Source organism: Rahnella sp. JUb53 (assembly GCF_004346065.1).
Taxonomy (GTDB): Bacteria; Pseudomonadota; Gammaproteobacteria; order Enterobacterales; family Enterobacteriaceae; genus Rahnella; species Rahnella variigena.
On sequence record NZ_SLYT01000011.1, the window covers coordinates 92,560 to 118,537 of the forward strand.

Sequence of the window (25,978 nt, forward strand, 5' to 3'; positions counted from 1 at the left end):
CGGTTCAGACCACGCTCACGCGGTCGAGGAACAGCGTCGCAGCCAGTAAATCAGCGGCACCGCCGGGCGATGTGTTGTCCGTTAGCATCCGGTGTTCGAGATGGCGCAACCGTTGTTTGCCCGCCATCGTGCTGGTGCCACCGGCTTCCAGTACCGCCTGCGCGCCCTGATGCATGGCTTCGAGCGCCGGTAAACCGCCGCGTGACAGCACGCAGGTGTCGGCAAGCGTGGTCATCACCGCCAGCAAGGCATCGACCTGTGCTTCGCTTTCGCTGGCGCCGCGCGTCCGGCTGTGATGAAGCTGCGGCAGTGCCCGGTCGATAATGTGCGGGAAACCACGTTGTGCTTCTTCACGGGCACCCGGCACCTGATAACGCTGCACGGCGTGGGAACCTTTACTGAATTTTTTCGGGCTGAAAGCATCGGGTAACGCTGCAATTTTCGCGGCGCGCTGCGCAATACTTTGCGACAGCAAACGTTCCGGTTGCATGGCAACGGCGCTGACCAGCAGCCCCATCGCCCAGATAGCGCCCCGGTGAGTATTCACTCCGCCGGTTTCCGCCATCATTTGTGCTTCACCAGCACGACCTAAGCGCCCCACTTCCTGACGCAGGGCGATATCCGCCGGGCGCTGCCAGCTGTGTAAAGCCAGCAAATAGAAAGTGGAGGTCAGGCTGCGTGCCGAACGCACCATCAGATCCAACGTTAAATCCTGATGTGCGCCGGAACTCCGGCTGTCTACCAGCCCCGGTTTCGGGCTAAGCCGCGCTTCGTCGATCAGCGCCTGCGTCGCCGTTTCAGCCAGCCTTTCGGCCAGTTCTTCCGCTGTCAGTACAGCGCCAATCGTTAAAGTCTGCGGCATCAGGATCACCAGCTACGGAATTTGGCTGGCGGGTTATACAAACCGCCGGACCAGTCAACCAGTTCGCTCACGCTGCCTGCCGCCAGTAAAGAACGGGTGGCGTCGGTGCGACGAATGCCCATGTCTTCAGGGAAGACCACCAGTTCCTGACGGCGCAGGTCGGCGACGCGTTTGGCGTCAACGCCCAGACCGATGTCAGTGATACCGGCCACCGCAGCGACCATTGCGCGGCGTTCTTCCAGAGAGCGGGCGCGGTGCAGGTAAGCAATCCCCTCTTCGGTCAGCACGTGGGTCACGTCGTCGCCGTAAATCATCACAGGTGCCAGCGGCATACCGGATTCTTTACCCACATCGACGGCTTCGAGTTTCTCAACGAACGTCGGTTTGCCCCCGGCCTGAAAGGTTTCCACCATCTGTACGACCAGTTTTTTACCGCGTGCCATCGGATCCGGCTCTTCAATCATGTCGAGCCAGGCTGGCGTGGAGTGACGACGACCGTGCGGGTCATGGCCCATGTTAGGCGCGCCACCGAAACCGGCCAGACGACCGCGGGTCACCGTTGAGGAGTTCGCCAGACCATCGACCTGCAAGGTGGAACCGATGAACATGTCGACCGCGTACTGGCCTGCCATCTGGCAGAACGCACGGTTGGAACGCATGGAGCCGTCGGAACCAGTGAAGAACACGTCCGGACGGGCGCGAATGTACTCTTCCATCCCCATTTCGCCGCCGAAGCAGTGAACGGTTTCCACCCAGCCGCTTTCGATAGCCGGGATCAGCGTCGGGTGCGGATTCAGCGTCCAGTGTTTACAGATTTTGCCGCGCAGACCGAGCTGTTCGCCGTACGTCGGCAGCAAAAGTTCGATGGCTGCGGTGTTAAAACCGATACCGTGGTTCAGGGACTGCACGTTGTGTTTGGCGTAAATACCCTTAATCGCCATCATCGCCATCAGCACGTGAACCGGTTTAATCAGGCGCGGGTCACGGGTGAACAGCGGTTCGATAAAGAACGGCTTGTCGGCGACGACCACGAAATCAATCCAGTCGCCGGGAATATCGACGCGCGGCAGGTCGGTGTCTTCTTCGACCAGTTCATTCACCTGCGCAATCACGATGCCGTTTTTAAAGGCAGCGGCTTCGACCAGCGCCGGCGTATCTTCAGTGCTTGCGCCGGTATACAGATTGCCTTTGCGATCCGCTTTGAAGCCGGCGATCAATGCGATGTTCGGCACCAGATCGACATAAAGACGGGAATACAGCTCGATGTACGTGTGGATCGCGCCGATTTCCATCTGACCGTCTTCAAGCAGTTGCGCGATACGCAGGCTTTGCGGGCCGGAGAAAGCGAAATCAAGCTTGCGGGCGATACCGCGTTCGAAGAGATCCAGATGTTCAGAACGGCTGACGCTCGGCATGATCATATGCAAATCATGCAGCTTTTCAGGGTTCACTTTTGCCAGCGAACGGGAAAGAAAGTCAGCTTGTTTTTGGTTGTTACCTTCCATCACCACGCGGTCACCAGAGGCGATCAGCGTTTCGAGGATAGGGATGATTTTGTCTGTGGGTAAAACTTTACCCTCTGCCACGGAACGGACACTGTCGATACGCCGTTGTTTTTCGCTGCGGCGGGTGTCCCATACTTTCGTGGTCTGCGGATGTTGCGGCATGCCAAACCTCCCTGGGTTGAGCTTGCTGAATCTTTCCCGGCGTGATGAAACAAAAAGGACGGTGGGAAGTTCAGTCAAGTGGCGGTTGCATCACAATTGACCTGTTTAATTAGCGTGTTAAGTGTAGGAAGCGGTGAGATAACCATCAATTAAGGGCGCTGACACTTCGTTACCCTGAGAGTAACGATTGAGGAGAATTCTTTAAAAACAGTTTGATACAGAACAAGGAATGAGAGGAAGTGCGCAAAAACAGGCGAAAAAAAGGGATGCACCAGGCATCCCCTTTTCGCAGATTCAGAGAATTACTTGAACACTTCTGCGGTAGCAGTGATTTTCTTTTTCTCCTGCGCGGCGATGACGACGTAGTATTTCCCGCCTTTTTCATCAGCCAGTTTGGACAGCTCATCTTTAGCATCCATTGGCGCAGTGTATTCATTGCTGGTCGTTACCACGCCCAGGCTGGTGTAACCCTTATCTTTGGCTTCTTCTTTGGTGATCATCTCAGCGGCCATTGCGTTCACAGAGAACAAACCTGCCAGAACAGCTGCAATAATAATTTTATTTGATTTCATGACATTACCTCTAATTGGATGAATAATTTTGAAAGAAAGCAGTCAAGATATGAACGGCAGGTGAATCTGTGCTGGCACGAACCTTCCTGGTCAACCACCAGATTTCTCCCCAGAGACACAAACGGGCGATGGAAACTCTTCCCCCTCTCACCTCCGGCATCTATCGGCTTAAGTATTAATCACCTTCGGGAATTATCCAGAAATTAGTAAAAAATATTTACATTGATTTTCATTCTGACATCAGGAACTGACCGGCAAGTTCACAAAAAGCGTCCGGGTGAGAAATAAACGGCGCATGTGCTGCTTTTTCAATGACTTCTGAACGGGAATCCGGCAGTAACACATCCAGCAACGGCACGACTTTTCGTGGCACCAGCCCGTCCAGCGCGCCGTAAATACGCAATATTGGCAACGTCAGCTGCGTCATCGGCTGGCGTAAATCGGCCGTGCGCAAAATCTCCAGCCCGCCGTTGAGCACATCAGCCGGTGGCATCGGCAGATTCAGGACAATCGATTTAAGCAATCGGGCATCCTGACGCGCGCTGTCGCTGCCGAGTGTCTGCAACGCCAGAAAACGCTCGACCGTGCGCTGGAAATCTTCACTCATCTGATGCTGAAAACCCTGCAGCACATCTGGGCGGATCCCCGGCCAGTCTTCGTGCGCGGTAAAGCAAGGCGAAGATGCCACGGTAATCAGTTTTTCCACGCGCTGCGGCGCGCTCAGCGCAATCTGGCTGGCGACCAGACCGCCCAGCGACCAGCCCATCAGCGAGGCCTTTGGCGGCATGACCGCCAGAACCGTTTCCGCCATCTCTTCCAGCGTCATCGCCCCGAAACCTTCACTGCGGCCATAGCCCGGCAGGTCGATCAGATGCAGACAAAATTGCGGCGCAAGTCGCTCTGCCGTGTAACGCCAGACTTCGGCATTCAGCCCCCATCCGTGAAGCAGCACAAGATGGCGATCTCCTTCGCCGATTGTCTCCTGATAAAGCGTATTCATAGCGTATTGTCCGTGTCTGTCTGAATGGCTAAAGGAACCCGCCACTATGCTAACAATTGCCGGCCGCTGTTGGCTATGCCAGTGTCCGCTGCATCTTACGATTCAGGGCATTTGCAGCCTGTGTATGAAACATCTGCCGGTCGCTCCGCCGCATTGCCTGCGCTGCGGATTGCCCTCCAGCGGCGGTGAGGCTGATTGCGGGCGGTGTTTATTAAAACCGCCGCCGTGGGACGCGATGATCTTCGCCAGTCCCTATGAAATGCCGGTGAGCGGGCTGGTGTTGCGGTTCAAATTCTCCGGGCAACCGGAGCTCGACACCGCACTCACCCGCTTGCTGTTGCTGCGCTGGCAGGAACGCTACCGGAGGCGCAATCTGCCCAGACCCGAAGTGCTGCTCAGCGTGCCGCTGCATCAGAAACGCTACTTCTCACGCGGTTATAATCAGAGTGAATTGCTGGCAAAACCACTGGCACGCTGGCTGCATTGTGAATACCTGCCCAATGCCCTGAGCCGCGACCGGCAGACGACGTCACAACAAAGCCTGACCGAGCGGGAAAGAAAGTGGAATCTGCGTAAAGCTTTCACCTGCCATATCAATCTGCGAGATAAGCACGTGATGCTGCTGGATGATGTGGTGACGACCGGCAGCACAGTGCGTGAAATCAGTAAAATACTGCGCAATCAGGGCGTTGCTTCACTGCAAATCGCCTGTATCTGCCGGACGTTGCAGACATAGGCACGTGCTGCTAACACTCTGGCAACGTGAAGGGTGACGGGTAAAATGAAAGGGCGTATTATAACCAACTAGAGTAGTCAACTATTGAGCGAATGTTATGATCCTTATTACCGATGCTGCCCAAGAGCACTTTGCCAAATTGCTGGCAAGCCAGGAAGAAGGCACCCAAATCCGCGTATTCGTGATCAATCCCGGTACGCCGACCGCAGAATGCGGTGTCTCTTATTGCCCGCCGGACGCCGTTGAAGCGACGGATACCGAACTGAAGTTCGAGAAACTGTCCGCTTTCGTCGATGAATTAAGCGCACCTTATCTGCAGGATGCGGTGATCGACTTCGTTACCGATCAGCTCGGTTCTCAGCTGACGCTGAAAGCACCGAACGCCAAAATGCGTAAAGTCTCTGACGATGCGCCGCTGATGGAACGTGTTGAATATCAGCTGCAATCGCAGATTAACCCGCAGTTAGCCAGCCACGGCGGCCGTGTTTCCCTGATGGAAATCACTGACGACGGTATCGCTGTTCTGCAATTCGGCGGCGGCTGTAACGGCTGTTCAATGATTGATGTCACCCTGAAAGATGGCATCGAGAAAGAACTGCTGCAAAACTTCCCTGAGCTGAAAGGCGTTCGTGACCTGACCGAACACCAGCGCGGTGAACACTCGTTCTACTGATAGGTTAACGCCATTCCAGTATCACAATACTTTAGGGTTCAGCACCGCTGAGCCCTTTTTATTGCCTGCAATTTCCCCCTTCCTGTTGTGCCCGTAATGGCACAACCAGACTCGCTTTCAGCACGCACAGATTGCGCATAAAACAGAGGCAGGGGAAAAGGAATCGTGTATTACAACACGTCTCAGACCTGCTTTCTCAAGCGAGAGCCAGGCCGGACACACACACTTCCCCGGATGTCATTTCTAAGGAAATCACTGTCTGTCCGGAGTCTGTTATGAAAAAAACCTTACGCGTTTTAGTCCCTCTCGCAGGTCTGTTCGCCCTGATGCCGCTGGCTTCTCATGCGGCATCAGGACAGTCGAACGTTTCCTGTTCCTACAGCCATACCCTCGGTGACGATGCCATTCTGATGTTTGGTATGCCTAATCACGCGATGCTCCACGACTTCTTCGGTAATACCAGCACCGATGCCTATTCCACCTACGACACGCTGCAGGCGAAGCCTGAAACCACCTGCGACAACAAGGCAGATTCTACCGCCTATTGGGCACCCACCATGAAACTGCCTTCAGGCGAAGTCGTAAAACCGTCGTATCAGAAAACCTACTATCAGGCCAATTCGGTTGAAAAGTATCCGCTGACGCCTTTCCCGAAAGGGCTGCAATTGCTGGCAGGGGATCACGTGGGCACCGCACCCAATCCGCACGTCAGCTTCTTGTGTGCCAATGGGAACGGCTACACAAACACCGCCGATCAGGTCTGTGGTTTGCGCTCAGGCGGGGATGCCGTGCAGTTCAACATCGGCATTAACTTCCCCAACTGCTGGGACGGTGTTCATCTGAAACCTGAGAAGGGTGTGGCGAACGCCACATATGACTCAAACAATGTCTGTCCTGCGGCTTTTCCGGTGAAAATACCTAAGGTCAACATGAACATTGCCTACGTGTTGCCGCAGATCACCTCACTGGATACCAGCAAAATACAGCTTTCGCTGGACCCTGAAATGGTCGGTGATCAACGCATCGAGAAGTGGGGCAGCATTTACACCGCCCATGGTGATTTTGTGAATGGCTGGCCTGAACAGTCAGCGAAATACATGACCGACTTGTGTATGAATCTGGCTTTCGATTGCAGTAACACCATCCCTTACAGCTACGAGCCGGCACTGGAAGACACGGTCGTCAGCAGTACCAACAGCAGCACCAATTACGGCAGCAGCACATTGCTGACCGCCAGCGACAACTGGAAAAACGGCGGTCATGCCAGTAATCCGGAAAGCCTGGTTCTGTTTAAGTTTAAAATTCCTGCACTGCCGGAAGCCATCCCGGCCTCTGAAGAGGGATTATTCGTCTACCGTCTGCGGGTGTTTGGTGGCAATGCCGCTTCCAGCGCCACCGGCAAGCTGAATGTCTACAGCACAACCACGGACTGGGATGGCAAAACAGTGAACTGGGATAACCATCCGGCAACTGATTACCAGTCAGCTGGCACCATCTCGATGAATAATAACCGTCAGTATCGCGACGCTATCGTGGATACGGCTGTTCGCCAGGCGCTGGCAGAAGGCAAAACGGAAGTCGCTTTCTACCTCGGCGGTGATCAGAACGGCGGGACGTACACCTTCGATTCCACCGAAACCAACCATCCACCGTTGCTGATCGTGAAAGGCTACAAGGCGGCAACAGAGAATTAATCACAGCGGCCTGAGGAAACTCAGGCCCTTTTCTGCCTCCTGGATTACCCTTTTCGCCGTTTGCTCAAATCGGCCAGCAGCGCATCAATATGCTCATCGCCAAACATTTCCTCCAGCGTTCGCGTCAGTTTGCGCCGCCAGTTAGGGTATTCGGTATTCGTGCCCGGCACATTAACCGGCAAATCCATATCCAGCCAGTCTTCCGGTTGCAGGCCGAGCAATGCGCTGGCGCTCGCCGCCAGATAACGCTGCAGCCCGCCATTTAGCACCGGCGTCATCGGCATGTTTGCTGCCGTTTTGCCGATCGATTTCGGCACGCACCCTGTCCGATGTAACGCATCCAGCAATCCCTGCTTGCTGTGTTCACGCTCCCCGCGCAATTTCTCCAGCACCTGCGGATCAGGATAAACACCCAGCGACGCACCAAGCGTTAAATCGCCACCTTCCCAGTAACCGCGCAACGTCGGCAGGTCATGCGTGGTGACCGTTGCCATCGCCTGCGAAACATAATCCTCCGGTGGCCGGTAAACGTAGTTTTTATCGTGTTCGAAATACAACACCTTGTAGGAATACACGCCGCTGTCACGCAGGCTGGCGACAATCTCTTTCGGCACTGTACCGAGATCTTCGCCAATCACCATGCACTGATGCCGCTGACTTTCCAGCGCCAGCACGCCGAGTAAATCTTCCAGCGGATAACGGACATACGCGCCATTCCCCGCCTCCTGATCCGCCGGTATCCACCACAAACGCAGCAGCCCCATCACGTGATCGATACGCAGCGCCCCGCACTCCGCCATATTTGCCCGCAGCAAATCAATAAACGGCTGATAGGCACGGACTTTCATTTCGTGCGGATCAATGGGCGGAAGTCCCCAGTTTTGCCCCTGTGGGCCAAGAATATCCGGCGGCGCGCCAATGGTCGCTTTCAGGCAATACAGCGCCGGATCCGACCAGGTTTCCGCGCCGCCTTGCGCTACGCCGACCGCCAGATCACGGTACATGCCGATCGGCATCTCCAGTTCCACACTGCGCTGATAACATTCTGAAAACTGCGTATGCGCCAGCCATTGCTGCCACTGATAGAACTCAACTTCACTGGCATAACGCTCACTGAATTCGCGTACATCCGCGCTTTGGGCATCGCGATAGGCTTGCGGCCACACCGGCCAGCCCCACTGGCCTAAATCCAGATCCCGCAGATGCACATGCAGCGCGTCGAATAGCGCCTGTTGCCGCAAACTGTCGCCGCCGAGTTCCACGAAACGGCGGAAATCCTGCTTACGCAGGCTGTCTTGCGGCAGTTCACAAAACAGCGGCCAGGCCAGTTTCAGCGCGGCGGATTTCAGCGCCATGACCTGCGGATAATCCACAAACTCCGTACTGCGTGCCTGCAATAACGCGTCACGCGTCTCTCTGGAATGCCACCAGTTTTGTGCCTCGCGACTGGCGGCGAATTCCTCCACGGCGTTCACATCGATGTAGGTCAGGTTCAGCCAGCGGCGGGACGACGGACTGTACGGGCTGGCACTTTGCGGATTCGCCGGATACAGCGAATGAATGGGATTCAGCCCGACAAACGCCCCGCCACGTTTTCCGACTTCTTCGACCATTTTTTTCAGGTCACCGAAATCACCCACGCCCCAGTTATTTTCCGAACGCAGGGTATAAAGCTGCACCGTCGCGCCCCACAGTTTTTTGCCCGCCCGCAACGCCTGCGGCTCATAGCAACGCGGCGGCGCGACGATAATCCGGCAAGGCCAGACATTGCCGTTTTGCGATAACGTCAGCTGGTGATAACCGGCAGGCAGCGCTGCGCCGAGGTTCAGCGCCTGACCCGCCGGGATGTCGCCATGCGTCTGACTGCCGTTTTCCTGCGTCAGTTGCCATTGAAATGCGCCACTGCCTTCCGGCATCAGCAGCACTTTTTTGCCTTGTGTAAATACTTTTACCGGCGGCACGGGCGTGATTTCCGGCACGTCAGCCGGGTCCCGCCCCATCGCCGCGAGCAAAGCCGCCCGCGTGTCATCGGATACTGTTTCGACGTCATCCGTCATATTGATGAAACTGTCTACAATCCCTGCCCGGCGCGCGGCTGCAACGAGTTGCTTATCTTCCATGTCTGCTCCTATCGTTTGGCCTGCCAGATGCGTTGCTGATAATCACGGATGGAGCGGTCGGCGCTGAACATGCCGACGCGCGCCGTATTCAGTAACGTGCGGCGCGTCCATTCATCGGTATTCCGGAACAGCGTATCGACCTGTTTCTGTGCTTCGCAATAGGCCGCAAAATCGGCCAGCACCAGATACGGATCACCGCCGTCGAGCAGGCTGTTGAGCATCAGATCGAAGGCTTTCTTGTCTCCATTGGCATAAAAGCCGCTGGCCAGTTCGTCGAGAATGGCTTTGAGATGTTTGTCCTTTTTCACCAGCGCTTTCGGCTTGTAGCCTTTTTTCAGCTGCGCTTTTACTTCATCGACGGTCAGGCCAAAGATAAAGATGTTGTCCTCGCCGACTTGTTCGGCAATTTCGACGTTGGCACCATCCAGCGTGCCGACGGTCAGCGCACCGTTGAGCGCCAGTTTCATATTGCCGGTACCGGAAGCTTCTTTGCCTGCGGTAGAAATCTGCTCGGAGACATCCGCCGCCGGGATCATCAGTTCAGCCACCGACACGCAATAATCCGGGATGAATACCACTTTGATACGATCGGCGACGATCGGATCGTTGTTGATCTTCTCTGCCACCTGATTGATCGCATAGATGATATTTTTGGCGAGGTAATAGCCGGGCGCGGCTTTTGCACCGAACAGGAAAACACGCGGCACGATGTCGAGTTTCGGGTTATCGCGGATCTGGCGGTACAGTGAAAGAATGTGCAGAAGATTGAGATGCTGACGTTTGTACTCGTGCAGACGTTTGATCTGCACATCGAAAATCGCGTCAGGATTGAGCCGGATCCCCATGCGCTGCCAGACGTATTCCGCCAGCCGCACTTTATTGTCGTGCTTGATTTTGCGGTACTGCTTGCAGAATTTTTTGTCTTTGACGCCGGCTTCCAGACCTTTCAGCAAATCCAGATTGTTCACCCAGCCGTCGGTTTTCAGGCGCTCATCAATCAGCGCGGACAGCGCCGGATTGCACTGTTTCAGCCAGCGGCGCGGCGTAATGCCGTTGGTCACGTTGTGGAATTTCTGCGGCCAAAGCTGGTGATATTCCGGGAACAGATCTTTGACCACCAGATCCGAATGCAGCGCCGCCACGCCGTTAACCGCAAAACCGGCAACCACGCAGAGGTTTGCCATGCGCACCTGTTTGTCGTGATGCACGGCAAGCTTCGCCCAGACAGCCTCATCGCCCGGCCATTCTTTGCTGACCCGTTTCTTAAAGTTGGCGTTGATTTGTTTAATGATCTGGAAATGGCGCGGCAGCAGGCTGCGCACCAGACGCTCGTCCCAGGTTTCCAGCGCTTCCGGCATCAGCGTGTGGTTGGTGTACGCAAACGTACGGCTGGTGATGTGCCATGCGTCATCCCAGCTCAGCTGATGCTCATCGAGCAGCACGCGCAGCATTTCAGGAATGGCAATGGTCGGGTGCGTATCGTTAAGCTGGATGACTTCATAATCCGGCAGTTCGCTGATTTTGCGGCCAAGGAAATGGTGACGACGCAGGATATCGGCCACCGAGCAAGCGCACTGGAAATATTGCTGCATCAGGCGCAGGCGTTTACCGGCCTGATGGTTGTCATTCGGGTATAACACTTTGGTGAGTTTGGCGGCGTCGACGCCTTGTTGTTCCGCTTTCAGAAACTCGCCGTCATTAAACTTTTCGAGATCAAACGGATGCGGATGCGTGGCTTCCCATAAGCGCAGCGGCTGCGTGATGCCATTGCGATAGCCCATCACCGGCAAATCCCAGGCTTCGCCACGCAGCGTAAATTCCGGTTCCCAGCGCGAAACACCCTGCTCATTTTTCACGACTTTACCGCCGACGCCGACGCTGACCGCCAGCGAACTGTTATGGCGAAACCATGGATATTCGCTGCGGTGCCAGTCGTCCGGCGACTCTTTCTGTTTGCCGTCAACAAAACGCTGCCGGAATAAACCGTACTGATAGTTCAGGCCATAACCGATACCGGGCTGCCCGACCGAGGCCATCGCATCCAGATAACAGGCTGCCAGCCGTCCCAGTCCGCCGTTGCCCAGCGCCGGATCGATTTCCTCTTCCAGCAAATCAGTCAGATTGATATCAAACGGCTGCAGCGCTGTGGCGATTTTTTCGTACCAGCCGAGGTTAATCAGATTGTTACCGGTAAGACGCCCGACCAGAAATTCCATCGAGATGTAGTTAACGTGGCGGGTAATTTTTTTGCTTTTGCTGCTGACGGTATCATTTTGCGGAGGAAGCTGTTCGGCGACGGCAGCACTGACTGCGTGCCACCACTGATGCTGAGTCATATCTGAAGCTGAAGTGAGTCCGAACGCTTGCCACTGGCGGGTGAGCGCCGCCAAAAAAATATCCTGCTTGAACGTGATCTTCGACATAGGGCAGTCTCTTTTCTGTCTGAGGGGACGGAATGCTTCCGTGAGAAAAAGTGTGATCGCGATATCTATGTATAAACCCTATGTCGAAAAAATGCTCACTTCTCTTTGTTTCTAAAACCGTTGGTTATTTCTGCCCGTAATACGCATCCGGCCCATGCTTTCGGCTGAAATGTTTTTGCAGCAGGTAATCATCCATCGGAGTTTGGTTACGGCGGATGGAACCGGTGATCCACGCCATTTTCGCGACTTCTTCAAGTACCACGGCGTTGTGTACTGCCTGTTCCGGCGTGGTTCCCCAGCAGAACGGACCATGCTGGGCGACCAGAATGCCGGGCATATGCAGCGGGTCGGTACCGGTCAGCGCAGCGGCGATCACTTTGCCAGTTTCAAGTTCATATTCCCCGTTCACTTCGTGGCGCGACAACGGCCGCGTGCAGGGAATGGCTCCGGCAAAATAATCCGCGTGCGTGGTGCCGAGCGGAGGAATCGCCACTCCGGCCTGCGCCCATGACGTCGCATAAGTCGAATGGGTATGCACGATGCCACCAAGCTGCGGGAAACGGGCGTAAAGTTCGAGATGCGTGGCGGTGTCGGAGGACGGTTTGTAATGCCCTTCCACAACCTCGCCTTGCAGGTTCAGCACTACCATGTCGCTGACCTGCATTGTCTCGTATTCCACGCCGCTCGGTTTGATGACCACCAGCCCGCGCTCGCGGTCAATGCCGCTGACATTTCCCCATGTGAACGTCACCAGACCAAAAGCCGGCAGCGCCATGTTGGCTTCAAATACACGTTGTTTCAGTGCGTCCGTCATGCCATTTCCTCCATGTTCAGCCCGGCTTTCTGCATTTTATCTACCACCCAGGCGCGGGCGTTGCGCACTTCCTGCATCGGGTCGGCGGCAGTTTCGCTCCACATTTCGATCAGATACGGCCCGCGATAGCCGCTTTTTTGCAGGGTTTCAAAGCAGCGCTCAAACTCCACCACGCCGCTGCCGAACGGCACGTTTTTGAATACGCCGGGCTGCGTGTCTTTAATATGCACGGCGACGATGTGCCCTGCGCCGCTCGCCAGTTCCATCTGCACGTCGTTGTCCCACGCCGATAAATTGCCAATGTCAGGATAAAGCTGGAACCACGGATTGTTCAGGTAATGCGTGTAGCCAAGCGCTTTGCTGATCGAGTTCATCAGCGGGTAATCCATGATTTCCATCGCCAGCGTCACCTGCGCGCGACTGGCCATTTCGACGGACTCCTGCAAGCCATCGCGAAAACGCTCGCGGGTATGGTCGTTGGCCTGCTGGTACCAGACGTCATAACCGGCGAGCTGGATCACGCGGATGCCCAAATCCTGTGCCAGCACGATGGCTTTACGCATGATTTCCAGCCCGTGATTGCGGGTTTCATCGTCTTCTGCGCCGAGCGGGAACCGCCGGTGTGCGCTCAGGCACATCGACGGAATACGGATGCCGGTACGCGAAATCGCATCGACGACTTGCAAACGCTGCTCACGTGACCAGTCAAGCCGCGCCAGCCGGTGGTCGGTTTCATCCACCGACATCTCAACGAAATCGAAGCCCAGCTCTTTCGCCATGGTCAGGCGCGCCAGCCAGTCTTCGCCCGCAGGCAGGGCTTTTTCATAGATACCGAGGGGAACGGCTTTGTGCATCATCTGATGTTCCTTAGCCCCAGAGCTGGCGGATGGATTTTTTGAACTGACGCGCCGCATCAACCGGATCTTTGGCATCGCGGATACTGCGCCCGGCAATAAATACGTGAACCGGAATGTTTTTAAACAGCGGCAAATCTTCCAGCGCCAGACCGCCTGTGATCGTCACTTTAAAGCCCATGCCGGAAAGGCGTTTGATTGCGGTGATATCGGCATCGCTCCATGCCACACCGGCGGCCTGTGCGTCACGGCTGCGGTGATAAACCACCTGCTGGATACCGGCGTCATGCCATTCCTGCGCCTGTTCCCACGTCCAGTAGCCGGTCAGTTCAATCTGCACATCACCGTTGAATTCCTTCGCCACTTCCAGCGCGCCTTTGGTGGTGTTGATGTCGGCGCAGCAAATCACCGTTACCCAGTCGGCATTGGCTTCAAAACACATGCGCGAGAGTATTTTTCCGGCGTCAGCGATTTTGGCATCGGCCAGCACGATTTTTTCCGGATACAGCGCTTTCAGGTCACGCACCGCGCGCACACCTTCTGCGACACACAAAATGGTGCCGACTTCGATAATGTCGACTTCACTGGCGATCAGGCGCGTGGTTTTGTAGGCGTCGTCCATCGACTGGTTATCCAGCGCCACCTGCAACATCGGTAATGAATGAGTCATAGTGAATTCCTTCTCTGATAACGAATTAGTGAACCGCCGTGGCGGAGGTCAGGTCGATCAAATCCAGCACCTGTTGCGCGGTGGTGCAGGCGCGCAGGCGGTCAAAATTGGCTTCATCATCAAACAGGTTCACCACCTGCATGATGCCCACTTCCTGATGTGCATTGGCATCCACCGCTGCCAGCGTAATGAGGATATCCACCGGATCGTTATCCTCATGATTGAACACCAGCGGCGTTTTCAGTGTCACCAGCGCAAAACCGGTTTTGAGAACACCTTCTTCCGGGCGGCCATGCGGCATCGCCAGACCCGGCGCAATCACGAAATACGGCCCGAACTGTTTCACGCCATCCAGAATCGCCTGGTAATAACGCGGCTCGACCACACCGGCTTCCACCAGCATATCGACGCCAATTTTCACGGCGTCCTGCCAGGTTTCTGCTTCTGCTTGAAGGCGAATCGAGTTGTTTTCAGCCAGCGAATCTCGCAGTTTCATACATCGCTCCTTACTTTTTCAGGTCAGCGGAAAAGTGCGCGTTAATTACTTCCATCACTTTCGGACCGAAGTCTGCCGCCGACAGCATGTTGCGCACGCCGACCACGTATTTGTTGCCACTGACGGTGATTTCATCCGCCACGTGTGTGGAGGCGACAATAATGTCGGCGCCGCTCAGCTCAGATTTGTATTCCCCCACTGCGCAGCTGTTCATGGTGTGATCCACGCCTTCCTGGGTCAGGAACTGGCCGATTTTCATCTTCATGATCATCGAACTGCCCTGCCCGCAACCGCATACCGCCAGAATTCGTACTGTCATGAGAACCTCTTTGTTTGCTGATACATCATTTATGAGAAGTCATTAGTGAGAAACGGACTGATTAAGTGTTTGTTTTTCAGCATCTTCTTCAGCGCGCAAGGTGCGACCGGCGAAGAACATGTAAAGCAATGCGATGACCGCAATGATCCCCATAAAGGCCATGCCGAGGCTGAAGAAGCCCTGCATCATTGGTGGTGCCAGAATTGACCAGTCGGCCATGCCCATCCAGGCGCTCAGACCGGTGAGTTTGATGGCCCAGACGCAGCCGAAGATTTCGATCATCCCCATCACCAGACAGATTTTTAGCGCCGCACGCCAGCCACCGAAGTGGTTGGCAAACACGCCGATGGTGGCGTTTGAGAAGAACATCGGGATGAAGCCGGGAATGATCATGATGGAAGAGCCCATGCCAAACAGAATGGCGACGGCAATCAGCTGGCCGATGGTGCCCCACATAAAGCCCCAGACCACGGCGTTCGGCGCAAAGCTGTAGATAGCCGCACAGTCGATGGCCAGAACGGCACCGGGAATTAAGCGCTGGGAGATGCCGTTAAAGGCTTCCGTCAACTCAGCGACGAACATGCGCACGCCCTGAATGATGATGAAAATCGCCACCGCAAACATCAGACCGGTTTGCAGGATGTAAATCGTCCAGTGAGTTTTTCCGGCCATCTGTTGCAGGGTATCGAGGCCAAAGGAGCACAGAATAATGCCGAAGAATACGGTCATCACGATGGCCGTAGAGACGATATTGTCGTGGAAGATATTCAGCCAGCCCGGCAATTTAAGGTTTTCAACGCTGTCTTCTTTTTTACCGAGATAGGGCGCGACCTTACAGGCAATCCACGAGGCAAATTGCTGCTGATGACCAATCGAGAAGCCGCTGTTTTCGGTCACGGCCTGCGTCGGTTTGTACATCATGTTCGAGGTGATGCCCCAGTACAATGACACCAGAATTGCGGTTGACCAGATGGTCGTCCACATCGGGTAGCCCATGATGAAGAAGAACACCGCAATCAGCCCCGCCTGCTGAAACATAATGTGGCCGGTCAGCATGATGGTGCGAATGCCGGTAATGCGGCGGAACACCACCATCAGAATATTCAGCGCCAGCGCGATCAGCACCGCGTATCCGACCCAGCTGTAGGCCTCGCCCATGCGCTCAACCGTGGCCATCATCGACGCATAGGTGTCTGATATTGCGCCGTTAATGCCATACACTTCTGAAAGTTTTGCCACCACCGGTTTGAAGGTACCGGTCAGAATGCCGGATCCTGCCTGCAGTAACATAAAGCCGATAATGGTTTTGATGGTGCCCTTGATGATCACCGTCGCACTCTTCCTGAGCAGGATGTAACCGAGCATGGTCACAAGCCCCAACAGCAACGGCGCGTTGGTCATAACCTGATTAAAAAATACGGTGAAGATGGTGTAGAGGAATTCCATAAGACTCTCCGTCTGACCTTGTTTGATCTCTTCAGCACGTTTGTATAGCAAACTCCGCGCTAAACAGTGAGGGACAGGTGCACTCTAATGCTCACATCGAATCAGATAAAGATTCATAATGATTATTTGTGAGCAGTCTCGCAAGATATCGTCATGACGTGTCATTGCCACCGCAATGAAAATTCTTATATTTACTATGCATTTCAATACTATAATCATTTTGAAAAAAACGGATATCTCGCTAAATCCTTACATCTTCATCCAATCCCGTCGCTATTCCCGCTGAGAAACACATCCTGAAAACCATTGTCATGATGAGTTTTCGATGATAACTTTCTCACAAACAAATCACATATAATCATTAAATGATTTATTGTGACTCTATTTCAAAGCCAACTCAGATGAGGGAATACCATGAGCAAAGTAGAAACGATCAGCCGCGAGTCCTGGATCCTCAGCACTTTTCCGGAATGGGGCACCTGGTTAAACGAAGAAATCGAGCAGGAAAAAGTCGCGCCGGGCACCTTCGCCATGTGGTGGCTGGGCTGTACGGGGATCTGGCTGAAGTCTGAGGGCGGCGCCAATATCTGCGTCGATTTATGGTGCGGCGTGGGCAAGCAGAATCACAGCAGTCCGCTGATGAAAACCGGCCACCAGATGCAGCGCATGGCCGGTGTGAAGAAGCTCCAGCCGAATCTGCGCACCACGCCGTTCGTTCTCGATCCCTTTGCGATCAGGGAGATCGACGCGGTGTTGTCCACCCACGATCATAACGATCATATCGATGTGAACGTGGCCGCCGCTGTCATGCAAAACTGTTCTTCTGAAGTCCCGTTCATCGGCCCGCAAACCTGCGTGGATTTGTGGATGAGCTGGGGCGTGCCTGCCAGCCGCTGTATCGTGATGACGCCGGGCAAAGTGGTGCGGATCAAAGACGTGGAAATTCACGCACTGGATTCCTTCGACCGCACGGTGCTGATCACCCTGCCCGCAGACCAGAAAGCCGCCGGCGTATTGCCGGATATGATGGATCAGCGTGCGGTGAATTATCTGTTCAAAACGCCGGGCGGAAACCTGTATCACAGCGGCGATTCGCACTATTCCAACTATTACGCCAAGCACGGCAACGAGTATCAGATTGACGTGGCCCTCGGCTCTTATGGCGAGAACCCGCGCGGCGTGACCGACAAAATGACCAGCGTGGATATGCTGCGCATGGCGGAATCCCTGAACACCAAAGTCGTGATTCCGTTCCATCACGATATCTGGTCGAATTTCCAGGCCGATCCGCAGGAAATCCGTGTGCTGTGGGAGATGAAAAAAGATCGCCTGAAATACGGCTTCAAACCGTTTATCTGGCAGGTTGGCGGTAAATTCACCTATCCGGATGATAAGGATAATTTCGAATATCATTATCCGCGTGGCTTTGAAGACTGCTTTACGACAGAAACCGACCTGCCGTTTAAATCCTTCTTATAAATACCCGTCATACTTCAAGTTGCAGATGCGTTGACTGCGCTCACTCCCCCCGGTCACTTAGTTAACTAAGCTCCCGGGGCTTCCTGAGATTGTCGCCTTGCTGCAACTCGAATTATTTTGGGTATTGATTGAGGTCGATTAATTTGCGCCTTCATAAACAATGCATTTCGCATTACTGCTCGTTTATAATCATGGAATAATCATTTAACGATTTTGCCCGGAGCCACCATGACTGAGCCACAACGCCACAATGCTATTCTCGATCTGCTGCAACGTCAGGGGCAGATTTCCGTCGCTGATGTGATTGATCAGTTTGATATTTCACCCGCTACGGCGCGTCGTGACATCACCAAACTCAACGAACTGGGCAAACTGCGTAAAGTGCGTAACGGTGCGGAAGCCGTGAATCAGCCGCGTCAGAACTGGACGCCGTTGAACATCCATCAGACGCACAATCTCAACGAGAAAATGCGCATCGCCAAAGCGGCTGCCGGACTGTGCCAGCCGGGTGAAAGTGTGGTGATTAACTGCGGGTCGACGGCGTTTTTGCTGGGGCGCGAAATGTGCGGAAAAGATATTCAGGTCATCACCAATTATCTGCCGCTGGCCAATTATCTGATCGAGCAGGAACACGACAGCGTGGTGATCATGGGCGGTCAGTACAATAAAAGTCAGTCAATTACCTTAGCGCCACAGGACGGCGACGCCAGCCTGTATGCCGGGCACTGGATGTTCACCAGCGGCGCAGGACTGACCACTGACGGCCTGTATAAAACCGACATGCTGACGGCGATGGCCGAGCAGAAGATGCTGAATTATGTCGGAAAACTGGCGGCACTGGTCGACAGCAGCAAAATCGGCCAACGTGCAGGTATGCTGTTCAGCCGCACCGAGCAAATCGATGTGCTGATCACCGGCAAAGAAGCCAACAGTGAAATCATCGAACAATTACGCCAGAAAGGTGTGCAGGTGATCCTCGTTTAATGCTTAACCCTGCTTTTCGTCTGGTCTTAGTCGCGCAATTATTGGGTAGAATAGCGGCATAACCTTTTATGAGGCACGACCAGAATGGAACAATTTGAAGCAATCAGCGTTGAACAAGCGCATTCCCGCCTGACCTCAGGCGACGCCGTGATGGTCGATATCCGCGACCCGCAAAGCTTCAGCGCAGCACATGCCCCGGGCGCTTATCACCTGAGCAACGACAGCCTGCCCGCCTTTATTCAGCAGGCCGATGCCAAAACGCCGGTACTGGTGATGTGCTATCACGGCATCAGCAGCCGTGGCGCCGCGCAATTCCTGATTTCTCAGGGTTTCGAGTCGGTGTACAGCGTTGACGGCGGTTTCGAAGCCTGGTCAAAAACCTTCCCGCAAGATATCGAAGCCTGATCCCACCTTTAATTGCCTCCGGCGCAGGCTATAGCCTTTATAAACCGGGTCTTTATAAACCGGGGCGTTTTAGCCCAGGTCTTTATAACCAGGCTAATGAGTTTGCGCCGAAAATGTTCTTAAGCTGAAAAAGCTACCTTTCTCCAGTGTTGATATAATTTCCGCCTACTATCGACAGGATTCCAAGATGAAACATCTGAACACTTCACGTTCTTTAGGGATGCGTACGCTCGCCGTTCATGGCGGACAGCAGCCCGATGCCCTGACCGGCGCGATTGCGACACCTATCACCGCCGCATCGGCATTTTCGTACCCGGACTTTGACAGCGGCGCACGTCGTTTCAGCGGTGAAGAGCCCGGCTATATCTACAGCCGTTTCGCCAATCCGACGGTGGCCGTTTTCGAACAGAAACTGGCGGCACTCGAAGGCGCAGAAACCGCCGTGGCCTGCGCAAGTGGCATGGCGGCGATCAGCGCCACATTGTTTGCCCTGCTGGTTCCCGGCGATGAAATCATTCATATCGGCACGCTGTACGGCGGCACCGAAGGTGTGGTGCGCAACCTGTTGCCGCGCTATGGCATCAAACCGGTTCACGTCACGAATGTGAACGAACTGGAAGCGGCATTCACCAAAAATACCAAAGTGGTACTGGTGGAAACACCGGCTAACCCGGGGCTGGATATCGCCGATCTGGCAGAAATTGCCCGCCTTGCCAAAGCCACCGGTGCAGTCAGTGTGGCGGATAATACCTTTGCCACGCCGTACCTGACGCGCCCGCTGGAACTGGGCATTGATATCGTTCTGCATTCCGCGACCAAATACATCGGCGGTCATGGCGATGCGACCGGCGGCGTGGTGGCCGGTTCTGCGGCGTTGATCACGCCAATCCGTACCCTGGGCCTGAAACAGTTCGGCGGAAATCTGAGTCCGTTCGAAGCCAGTTTGCTGATCCGCGGCCTGAAAACCTTGCCACTGCGCGTCGAGGCCAGCTCTCTGAGCGCGCAGGCAGTCGCGGAATTCCTCGACGGGCACAGCGCAGTAGACACCGTGTTTTATCCGGGACTGAAACAGCATCCGGGTCACGCTACGGCATCTAAACAAATGAAACTGTTTGGCGGGATTATGGCCATTGAGCTGAAAGGCGGGCTGAACGCGGCACGAACTTTCCTCGATAAGCTGAGCATCATCACGCAGGCGGTTTCTCTGGGAGACACCGATTCGCTGGCCTGCCATCCGGCGTCCACCACGCACAGTGCCGTCGCGCCGGAAATCCGCCGTCAGAGCGGTATTACCGACGGACTGGTGCGCATCAGTATCGGTATTGAAGACACCGAAGACCTGATTGCGGACCTGCAACAGGCGCTGGAAGGGTTGTAAAAGACTCGGAAATCGCGCTGAGCATCACATCTCCTGCATGCTAAAGTGTAATTATTATGGCGATATTGAGCATATATCGCCATAATACTTTCAGTTTACACTTCACATTGGCTGCTACTATGCCCCGTAAAACGTCACCTTTGCTCCCGGCAACTGAATCGCTATTAACTGAATTTGGCGATCGTCTTCGTCTGGCGAGGCTGCGCCGCAAACTGACGGCAGCGCAGGTCGCAGAACGCGCAGGTATGGTTCCCATGACATTGCGCAATCTTGAACGCGGCAACACAGGCGTCACTCTCGGTGCGTGTCTGGCGGTAATGCAGGTTCTGGGCGTAGAACAAGATCTCAATTTGTTGCTCAAAGATGATCCGTTCGGCCGCCAGTTACAGGACGCCACATTAATTCCCCGTAAACCCATCTCACGCAATTCCCGTTCAAAACGGACGCCCTCATCTGCGCCCTCAGAGAGTCCTCCTTTAAAATCTGAGGAAACGGATACCGAAAGTGACTGGGCCAGGGATGATTTTTTAAGTGCCGGTTCATTAGCGTCACTGCTTCAGGAGGGTGAAGATACCGGTAAAAAAACCCCTAAAAGGACGAAGAAATGACGGTAAGGATTGCCGTATATGCCGACTGGAACCCCCTCCCTGCAGCTTTGCGCATCGGTTATCTCAATGTGCATCAGGCCGCAGGTCGTGAAATTTTTGCCTTTGAATATGATCAGGCTGCGCTGGAGCATCCTGATTTTGCCAATCTTCAGCTTGATCCACGGATAGGTTTATTCACTGGCCCGCAATATCCGGCACAAGGGCAGGATATTTTTGGTGCCTTCGCGGATACCAGTCCGGATCGCTGGGGACGGTTGTTGATGAAAAGACGGCTGGAACGGGAAAAACGCGCAGGCGTGGCCCCTGCAACTCAACGTCTGCATGAATCTGATTGCCTGCTGGGCGTTCATGACAATTTTCGTATCGGCGCGCTGCGGTTTCGGCTCAATGATGAAGGCAATTTTCTGGATGACCGTCATGATGTCGCGGCTCCTCCTTTCATTCAGATTCGCGAACTCGAAGCCGCCAGCCGGGCGCTGGAAAAGGACAGTGAAAATCAGGATGCCGCGGGTGATGAATGGTTACGTTTACTGATTGCACCGGGCGGATCGCTTGGCGGCGCCCGACCGAAAGCCAGCGTCAGCGCACCAGATGGTCATCTTTGGATAGCAAAATTCCCCAGCATTAATGACGAATATGATATCGGCGCCTGGGAACTGGTGGTCAATACGCTGGCAAAAGCTTGTGGTCTGAATGTGCCTGAAAGCCTTGCCCGCCGCTATGCCAATCCTCACCACTGTTTTTTAGTGAAGCGTTTTGACCGGACGGCAGAGGGTCAGCGTAAACATTTTGCCTCGGCCATGACACTGACCGGCCACCAGGATGGCGATGACGCCTCTTGCGGTGTCAGCTACCTTGAGCTGGCAGCGGTACTTATTAATCAGGGCGCACAACCCAATCAGGATTTACGCGAACTCTGGTCGCGCATCGTTTTCAACTTACTGGTATCCAATACCGACGATTATCTGCGTAATCACGGCTTTCTGCTGGAACCGGGAAAAGGATGGCGTCTTGCACCGGCCTACGACATGAATCCGGTGGCACAAAGCACAGGACTGAAACTGAATATCAGCGAATCTGATAATGCGATGGATCTCGATTTAGCGCTTTCCGTCGCGCCAGTTTTTCGCATTTCAGACAGCGATGCGCAGGATATCATCTGGCGCTGCCGGCAAATCGTCAGGCAGTGGCCAACAATTGCCAGCAAAATTGGCCTCTCTGCACGCGAGCAAAGTGCGATGTCGTCAGCATTTAGGTTAGCATGACACTGTTAACCAGACGCCTGCTGACAGATAATCGGGCGATACCGTTATCGCCTGTCTACATAACAATGAATTACAGCAGTCAAACAATTAGGGAAACCGCTTAACGCTATGGTGCGCATTCTAAATCTGAACAATCCCCGCCTCGCTCAGGCGTTTGTCGATTACATGGCAACGCAGGGTTTTACACTGACCATAAAACTTGAAAGTCAGGAAGTTCAGCTCTGGCTGGAAGACGAATCCCGTCTGGAAGAGGCCGAAAAACAGGTCGCGTTGTTTGTCCGCGATCCGCTGCACCCGCGTTATCAGGAAGCCAGCTGGAAAACCGGAAAAGCGCAGCCGCATTTAAAAATGTCGCACACCCCGTTTCTTAAAAGTCTGCGCTCCCGCGCGGGTCCGCTGACCATCGGCATGATTGTGTTATGTCTGGCGGTGTTTATCCTGCAACAAATGGTGGGTGACGAATTAGTGATGAGCTGGCTGGCGTGGCCGGACAGTTCGCGCGTCTTCCAGGTGTGGCGCTGGTTCACGCCTGCCCTGATGAATTTCTCGTTTATCGCGTTACTGATTAACCTCGCCTGGTGGTGGTATCTGGCCAGCCAGATTGAGATGCATCTGGGCAGCGGAAAATTATTCACTGTCACACTGATTTCTGCCTTAATCAGCGGCTGGGGCCAGTCGATGGTCAGCGGCGTCTGGTTTGGCGGACTGTCGGGCGTGGTGTATGCGCTGATGGGTTACGCCTGGCTGACCGGGCAACTGAAACCGGAAAGCCGCTTGTACGTGCCCGGCGGATTGCTGGTTATTTCTCTGATCTTTATGTTCATCGGTTATGCCACAGGTGGCGCAGCCGTGGCTAATGCCGCACACGCCTTTGGCCTGGGTCTGGGTCTGGTGATGGCATTTGTTGATACGCGCACTCCGCGCAACAAAAAAAGTAAGTAGGGGCTCCGGGTGAAACAAACACAACGCCATGATGCGATTATCGATTTAGTCCGCCAGCAGGGTTATGTCAGTACCGAAGAGCTGGTGGAGCATTTTGCAGTCAGCCCGCAAACTATTCGCCGTGATCTCAATGACCTGGCAGAACAGAATAAAATTCACCGTCACCACGGCGGTGCGGCATTACCGTCGAGTTCAGTGAATGCGGCGTATAACGACCGTAAAGTGATGTGGTCAGAAGCGAAAGCGCGGATTGCCGCGCGCGTTGCCAGCCAGATCCCCGACGGTTCGACTTTATTTATCGATATCGGCACCACGCCGGAAGCCGTGGCACATGCGCTGCTGAATCATAAAGACCTGCGTATCGTCACCAATAATCTGAATGTCGCCACGCTGTACAGTGCGAAAGATGACTGCCGTCTGTTCCTTGCCGGCGGCGAAGTTCGCGCCCGTGATGGCGGGATCATGGGTGAAGCGACGCTCGATTTCATCTCTCAGTTCCGCCTCGATTACGGCATTCTCGGCATCAGCGGCATTGATATGGACGGCTCATTGCTCGAATTCGATTATCACGAAGCGCGAACCAAACGTGCGATTATCGAAAATTCACGCTGCGTCATGCTGGTCACTGACCATTCTAAATTTGGCCGTAACGCCATGGTAAACCTCGGTAAAATGGATTTAATCCACTACATGTTTACCGACAAACAGCCGCCGGACAGCGTAAAAAGCATTATCGATAAATACGACGTTCATCTCGAACTCTGCTGATTGTTGTTTTTTGAGGAGCGCGAATGCCGTGCTCCTGGTTTTCTTCTCCCTCCTCTTTTCTCTTTCAAACGAACAATTTCGAAAAATTCCACGTCTCACCGCGTTCGGTTTCGTTCCCTCTTTGCCTTTATGCTCGAAACCGACACAAAAATGTTACCTTCATCACGCATAATTGTTTTTATTTGGTTAACGCTTGGCTTGTTTGTCGATTCTCGATTACAATCATGAGCGAAAACGAACATAAAAGAGCTATTGCGAACATCTGGAGGAAGATGACGTGGAAACCAAAGACTTGATCGTAATTGGTGGCGGTATTAATGGTACCGGCATCGCAGTAGATGCAGCTGGCCGCGGGCTGTCTGTTCTGCTGCTTGAAGCGCAAGACTTGGCCTGCGCGACCTCTTCGGCCAGTTCGAAACTGATCCACGGTGGCCTGCGCTATCTGGAACATTACGAATTCCGTCTGGTCAGCGAAGCGCTGGCTGAACGTGAAGTGCTGTTGAAAATGGCGCCGCATATTGCTTTCCCGATGCGTTTCCGTTTACCGCATCAGCCGCATTTGCGTCCGGCCTGGATGATCCGCGCCGGACTGTTCCTGTACGACCATCTGGGCAAACGCACCAGCCTGCCGGCCAGTAAGGGCCTGAAATTCGGCAGTGAATCCGTGCTGAAACCCGAACTGACCAAAGGTTTTGAATATTCAGACTGCTGGGTGGATGACGCGCGTTTAGTGGTCGTCAACGCTCAGGAAGTGGAAGAGCGTGGCGGCGAAGTCCGTACCCGCACCCGGGTGACCCGCGCATGGCGTGAAGACGGCATGTGGATGGTGGAAGCCGAAGATATCGACACCGGCAAAACCTATACCTGGCGCGCCAAAGGTCTGGTGAATGCTACCGGTCCGTGGGTAAAACACTTCTTCGACGACGGCCTGAAGCTGAAATCGCCTTACGGTATTCGTCTGATCAAAGGCAGCCATATTGTGGTGCCACGTGCGCACAATCAGCCGCAGGCTTACATTCTGCAAAACGAAGATCACCGTATTGTGTTTGTGATCCCGTGGATGGATGAATTCTCGATCATCGGCACCACCGACGTGGAATATCATGGCGATCCGAAAGACGTGAAAATCGACGATAAAGAAATCGGTTATCTGCTGAAAGTGTATAACGACCACTTTAAGAAACAGCTGACCACCGAAGACATCGTCTGGACTTATTCCGGCGTGCGTCCGCTGTGTGATGACGAATCTGATTCACCGCAAGCCGTGACCCGCGATTACACGCTCGACGTTCACGATCAGGACGGCAAAGCGCCGCTGCTTTCTGTATTTGGGGGCAAGCTGACCACCTACCGTAAACTGGCGGAACACGCGCTGGAAAAACTGGTGAAGTACTATCCGAAAGCCGGTCCGGCGTGGACCAAAACGGCCGTATTGCCGGGCGGGAAACTGAACGGTGACCGTGATACCTACAGCGCCAATCTGCGCACCCGCTTCAAATGGTTACCGGAATCACTGGCACGCCGGTATGCACGGACTTACGGCAGCCAGACGGAGCTGTTCCTGAATGACGCGACCAGCCTGGAATCGCTGGGCGAAGATTTCGGTCACGGATTCTACGAAGCGGAACTGCGTTATCTGGTGGAAAAAGAGTGGGTTTCACAGCTTGATGATGCTATCTGGCGTCGTACAAAACTCGGTATGTGGCTGGATAAAACTCAGCAACAACGCGTCGCCGAATGGCTGGAAACACACAAACAGCAGAAGAAACATTTGTCGCTGGCATCTTAAATTAGTTAGCTCCT

General features: G+C 54.3%; 24 protein-coding genes. 12 read left to right on the forward strand and 12 right to left on the reverse strand.

Going from position 1 to position 25,978, the window contains the following annotated elements; genetic code table 11:
• Positions 1-4: 4 nt before the first annotated feature.
• The 4 genes from EC840_RS21350 to bioH all read right to left on the reverse strand — a co-directional run bounded on the left by EC840_RS21350 (position 5) and on the right by bioH (position 4,101).
• Complete coding sequence (locus tag EC840_RS21350) at positions 5-862, reverse strand: triphosphoribosyl-dephospho-CoA synthase (protein WP_132966978.1); 858 nt, start codon at positions 860-862, stop codon at positions 5-7.
• A 5-nt stretch (positions 863-867) separates the two neighbouring features.
• A complete protein-coding gene (mdcA, locus tag EC840_RS21355) occupies positions 868-2,529 on the reverse strand; it encodes a malonate decarboxylase subunit alpha (RefSeq protein ID WP_113877208.1) in 1,662 nt (553 codons plus the stop codon).
• Positions 2,530-2,831: 302 nt separating this feature from the next.
• Positions 2,832-3,101 (reverse strand): YdgH/BhsA/McbA-like domain containing protein, encoded by a 270-nt coding sequence (locus EC840_RS21360; protein WP_112288668.1) that lies wholly within the window; start codon positions 3,099-3,101, stop codon positions 2,832-2,834.
• Between the two features lie 229 nt (positions 3,102-3,330).
• Positions 3,331-4,101, reverse strand: a complete 771-nt coding sequence (bioH, locus tag EC840_RS21365; protein WP_132966981.1) for a pimeloyl-ACP methyl ester esterase BioH — start codon at positions 4,099-4,101, stop codon at positions 3,331-3,333.
• A 46-nt stretch (positions 4,102-4,147) separates the two neighbouring features.
• Here bioH and gntX point away from each other — a divergent pair, with 46 nt between their 5' ends.
• The 3 genes from gntX to EC840_RS21380 all read left to right on the forward strand — a co-directional run bounded on the left by gntX (position 4,148) and on the right by EC840_RS21380 (position 7,204).
• Positions 4,148-4,837, forward strand: coding sequence for a DNA utilization protein GntX (gene gntX, locus EC840_RS21370; protein WP_132966983.1), 690 nt, complete (start codon positions 4,148-4,150; stop codon positions 4,835-4,837).
• Between the two features lie 97 nt (positions 4,838-4,934).
• The gene (gene nfuA / locus EC840_RS21375) at positions 4,935-5,510 is read left to right on the forward strand and encodes a Fe-S biogenesis protein NfuA (RefSeq protein ID WP_112288671.1); all 576 of its coding nucleotides are present in this window, start codon (positions 4,935-4,937) and stop codon (positions 5,508-5,510) included.
• A 275-nt stretch (positions 5,511-5,785) separates the two neighbouring features.
• Positions 5,786-7,204 carry a DUF1996 domain-containing protein gene (locus tag EC840_RS21380; RefSeq protein WP_112288672.1) on the forward strand — a complete coding sequence of 473 codons (1,419 nt, stop codon included), beginning with the start codon at positions 5,786-5,788 and terminating at the stop codon, positions 7,202-7,204.
• 44 nt (positions 7,205-7,248) lie between these two features.
• Here the strand turns inward: EC840_RS21380 and malQ are convergent, their stop codons facing one another.
• The 8 genes from malQ to ulaA all read right to left on the reverse strand — a co-directional run bounded on the left by malQ (position 7,249) and on the right by ulaA (position 16,346).
• Complete coding sequence (malQ, locus tag EC840_RS21385; RefSeq protein ID WP_132966985.1) at positions 7,249-9,324, reverse strand: 4-alpha-glucanotransferase; 2,076 nt, start codon at positions 9,322-9,324, stop codon at positions 7,249-7,251.
• Positions 9,325-9,332: 8 nt separating this feature from the next.
• Complete coding sequence (gene malP, locus EC840_RS21390; protein WP_132966987.1) at positions 9,333-11,747, reverse strand: maltodextrin phosphorylase; 2,415 nt, start codon at positions 11,745-11,747, stop codon at positions 9,333-9,335.
• Positions 11,748-11,871: 124 nt separating this feature from the next.
• Positions 11,872-12,561 carry an L-ribulose-5-phosphate 4-epimerase gene (locus EC840_RS21395; protein WP_129637675.1) on the reverse strand — a complete coding sequence of 230 codons (690 nt, stop codon included), beginning with the start codon at positions 12,559-12,561 and terminating at the stop codon, positions 11,872-11,874.
• Positions 12,558-13,418: an L-ribulose-5-phosphate 3-epimerase gene (locus EC840_RS21400; RefSeq protein ID WP_120162635.1), complete on the reverse strand. Its 861-nt coding sequence runs from the start codon at positions 13,416-13,418 to the stop codon at positions 12,558-12,560. The genes EC840_RS21395 and EC840_RS21400 overlap by 4 nt, the downstream gene beginning before the upstream one ends.
• A gap of 10 nt (positions 13,419-13,428) precedes the next feature.
• Positions 13,429-14,085 (reverse strand): 3-keto-L-gulonate-6-phosphate decarboxylase UlaD, encoded by a 657-nt coding sequence (locus EC840_RS21405; protein WP_132966989.1) that lies wholly within the window; start codon positions 14,083-14,085, stop codon positions 13,429-13,431.
• Positions 14,086-14,110: 25 nt separating this feature from the next.
• Complete coding sequence (ulaC, locus tag EC840_RS21410) at positions 14,111-14,581, reverse strand: PTS ascorbate transporter subunit IIA (RefSeq protein ID WP_129637677.1); 471 nt, start codon at positions 14,579-14,581, stop codon at positions 14,111-14,113.
• A 10-nt stretch (positions 14,582-14,591) separates the two neighbouring features.
• On the reverse strand, positions 14,592-14,900 hold the full coding sequence (ulaB, locus tag EC840_RS21415) for a PTS ascorbate transporter subunit IIB (RefSeq protein WP_013573565.1): 309 nt from the start codon (positions 14,898-14,900) through the stop codon (positions 14,592-14,594).
• Positions 14,901-14,942: 42 nt separating this feature from the next.
• Positions 14,943-16,346, reverse strand: coding sequence for a PTS ascorbate transporter subunit IIC (gene ulaA, locus EC840_RS21420; RefSeq protein ID WP_112291912.1), 1,404 nt, complete (start codon positions 16,344-16,346; stop codon positions 14,943-14,945).
• A gap of 414 nt (positions 16,347-16,760) precedes the next feature.
• Between ulaA and ulaG the strand changes: the two genes are divergently transcribed.
• The 9 genes from ulaG (at position 16,761) to glpD (ending at position 25,964) form a co-directional block, all read left to right on the forward strand.
• A complete protein-coding gene (ulaG, locus tag EC840_RS21425; RefSeq protein WP_132966991.1) occupies positions 16,761-17,825 on the forward strand; it encodes an L-ascorbate 6-phosphate lactonase in 1,065 nt (354 codons plus the stop codon).
• A 228-nt stretch (positions 17,826-18,053) separates the two neighbouring features.
• Positions 18,054-18,809: an HTH-type transcriptional regulator UlaR gene (ulaR, locus tag EC840_RS21430; protein WP_113877221.1), complete on the forward strand. Its 756-nt coding sequence runs from the start codon at positions 18,054-18,056 to the stop codon at positions 18,807-18,809.
• An 84-nt stretch (positions 18,810-18,893) separates the two neighbouring features.
• A complete protein-coding gene (glpE, locus tag EC840_RS21435) occupies positions 18,894-19,214 on the forward strand; it encodes a thiosulfate sulfurtransferase GlpE (protein WP_113877222.1) in 321 nt (106 codons plus the stop codon).
• Between the two features lie 187 nt (positions 19,215-19,401).
• Complete coding sequence (locus EC840_RS21440) at positions 19,402-20,592, forward strand: PLP-dependent aspartate aminotransferase family protein (protein WP_132966993.1); 1,191 nt, start codon at positions 19,402-19,404, stop codon at positions 20,590-20,592.
• A gap of 119 nt (positions 20,593-20,711) precedes the next feature.
• Positions 20,712-21,200, forward strand: a complete 489-nt coding sequence (locus EC840_RS21445; RefSeq protein ID WP_132967020.1) for a helix-turn-helix transcriptional regulator — start codon at positions 20,712-20,714, stop codon at positions 21,198-21,200.
• Positions 21,197-22,465 carry a HipA domain-containing protein gene (locus EC840_RS21450; RefSeq protein ID WP_132966995.1) on the forward strand — a complete coding sequence of 423 codons (1,269 nt, stop codon included), beginning with the start codon at positions 21,197-21,199 and terminating at the stop codon, positions 22,463-22,465. Before EC840_RS21445 ends, EC840_RS21450 begins: the two co-directional genes overlap by 4 nt.
• A gap of 108 nt (positions 22,466-22,573) precedes the next feature.
• The gene (gene glpG, locus EC840_RS21455) at positions 22,574-23,407 is read left to right on the forward strand and encodes a rhomboid family intramembrane serine protease GlpG (RefSeq protein ID WP_112291924.1); all 834 of its coding nucleotides are present in this window, start codon (positions 22,574-22,576) and stop codon (positions 23,405-23,407) included.
• Between the two features lie 9 nt (positions 23,408-23,416).
• Positions 23,417-24,175: a DeoR/GlpR family transcriptional regulator gene (locus EC840_RS21460; RefSeq protein WP_112291926.1), complete on the forward strand. Its 759-nt coding sequence runs from the start codon at positions 23,417-23,419 to the stop codon at positions 24,173-24,175.
• A gap of 277 nt (positions 24,176-24,452) precedes the next feature.
• Entirely contained in the window at positions 24,453-25,964 is a 1,512-nt protein-coding gene (glpD, locus tag EC840_RS21465; protein ID WP_112291928.1) for a glycerol-3-phosphate dehydrogenase, read from the forward strand.
• Positions 25,965-25,978 lie beyond the last annotated feature (14 nt).

What these genes read in the sequence shown, in the direction of transcription:
- EC840_RS21445 (WP_132967020.1), top strand. Translation starts at nt 20,712, where the DNA reads ATGCCCCGTAAAACGTCACCTTTGCTCCCGGCAACTGAATCGCTATTA.
- glpE (WP_113877222.1), top strand. Translation starts at nt 18,894, where the DNA reads ATGGAACAATTTGAAGCAATCAGCGTTGAACAAGCGCATTCCCGCCTG.
- malQ (WP_132966985.1), bottom strand. Translation starts at nt 9,324, where the DNA reads ATGGAAGATAAGCAACTCGTTGCAGCCGCGCGCCGGGCAGGGATTGTA.
- gntX (WP_132966983.1), top strand. Translation starts at nt 4,148, where the DNA reads ATGCTAACAATTGCCGGCCGCTGTTGGCTATGCCAGTGTCCGCTGCAT.
- nfuA (WP_112288671.1), top strand. Translation starts at nt 4,935, where the DNA reads ATGATCCTTATTACCGATGCTGCCCAAGAGCACTTTGCCAAATTGCTG.
- ulaR (WP_113877221.1), top strand. Translation starts at nt 18,054, where the DNA reads ATGACTGAGCCACAACGCCACAATGCTATTCTCGATCTGCTGCAACGT.
- bioH (WP_132966981.1), bottom strand. Translation starts at nt 4,101, where the DNA reads ATGAATACGCTTTATCAGGAGACAATCGGCGAAGGAGATCGCCATCTT.
- glpG (WP_112291924.1), top strand. Translation starts at nt 22,574, where the DNA reads ATGGTGCGCATTCTAAATCTGAACAATCCCCGCCTCGCTCAGGCGTTT.
- ulaG (WP_132966991.1), top strand. Translation starts at nt 16,761, where the DNA reads ATGAGCAAAGTAGAAACGATCAGCCGCGAGTCCTGGATCCTCAGCACT.
- ulaC (WP_129637677.1), bottom strand. Translation starts at nt 14,581, where the DNA reads ATGAAACTGCGAGATTCGCTGGCTGAAAACAACTCGATTCGCCTTCAA.
- ulaA (WP_112291912.1), bottom strand. Translation starts at nt 16,346, where the DNA reads ATGGAATTCCTCTACACCATCTTCACCGTATTTTTTAATCAGGTTATG.
- EC840_RS21405 (WP_132966989.1), bottom strand. Translation starts at nt 14,085, where the DNA reads ATGACTCATTCATTACCGATGTTGCAGGTGGCGCTGGATAACCAGTCG.
- EC840_RS21350 (WP_132966978.1), bottom strand. Translation starts at nt 862, where the DNA reads ATGCCGCAGACTTTAACGATTGGCGCTGTACTGACAGCGGAAGAACTG.
- EC840_RS21395 (WP_129637675.1), bottom strand. Translation starts at nt 12,561, where the DNA reads ATGACGGACGCACTGAAACAACGTGTATTTGAAGCCAACATGGCGCTG.
- mdcA (WP_113877208.1), bottom strand. Translation starts at nt 2,529, where the DNA reads ATGCCGCAACATCCGCAGACCACGAAAGTATGGGACACCCGCCGCAGC.
- malP (WP_132966987.1), bottom strand. Translation starts at nt 11,747, where the DNA reads ATGTCGAAGATCACGTTCAAGCAGGATATTTTTTTGGCGGCGCTCACC.
- EC840_RS21380 (WP_112288672.1), top strand. Translation starts at nt 5,786, where the DNA reads ATGAAAAAAACCTTACGCGTTTTAGTCCCTCTCGCAGGTCTGTTCGCC.
- EC840_RS21450 (WP_132966995.1), top strand. Translation starts at nt 21,197, where the DNA reads ATGACGGTAAGGATTGCCGTATATGCCGACTGGAACCCCCTCCCTGCA.
- EC840_RS21400 (WP_120162635.1), bottom strand. Translation starts at nt 13,418, where the DNA reads ATGATGCACAAAGCCGTTCCCCTCGGTATCTATGAAAAAGCCCTGCCT.
- EC840_RS21360 (WP_112288668.1), bottom strand. Translation starts at nt 3,101, where the DNA reads ATGAAATCAAATAAAATTATTATTGCAGCTGTTCTGGCAGGTTTGTTC.
- EC840_RS21440 (WP_132966993.1), top strand. Translation starts at nt 19,402, where the DNA reads ATGAAACATCTGAACACTTCACGTTCTTTAGGGATGCGTACGCTCGCC.
- ulaB (WP_013573565.1), bottom strand. Translation starts at nt 14,900, where the DNA reads ATGACAGTACGAATTCTGGCGGTATGCGGTTGCGGGCAGGGCAGTTCG.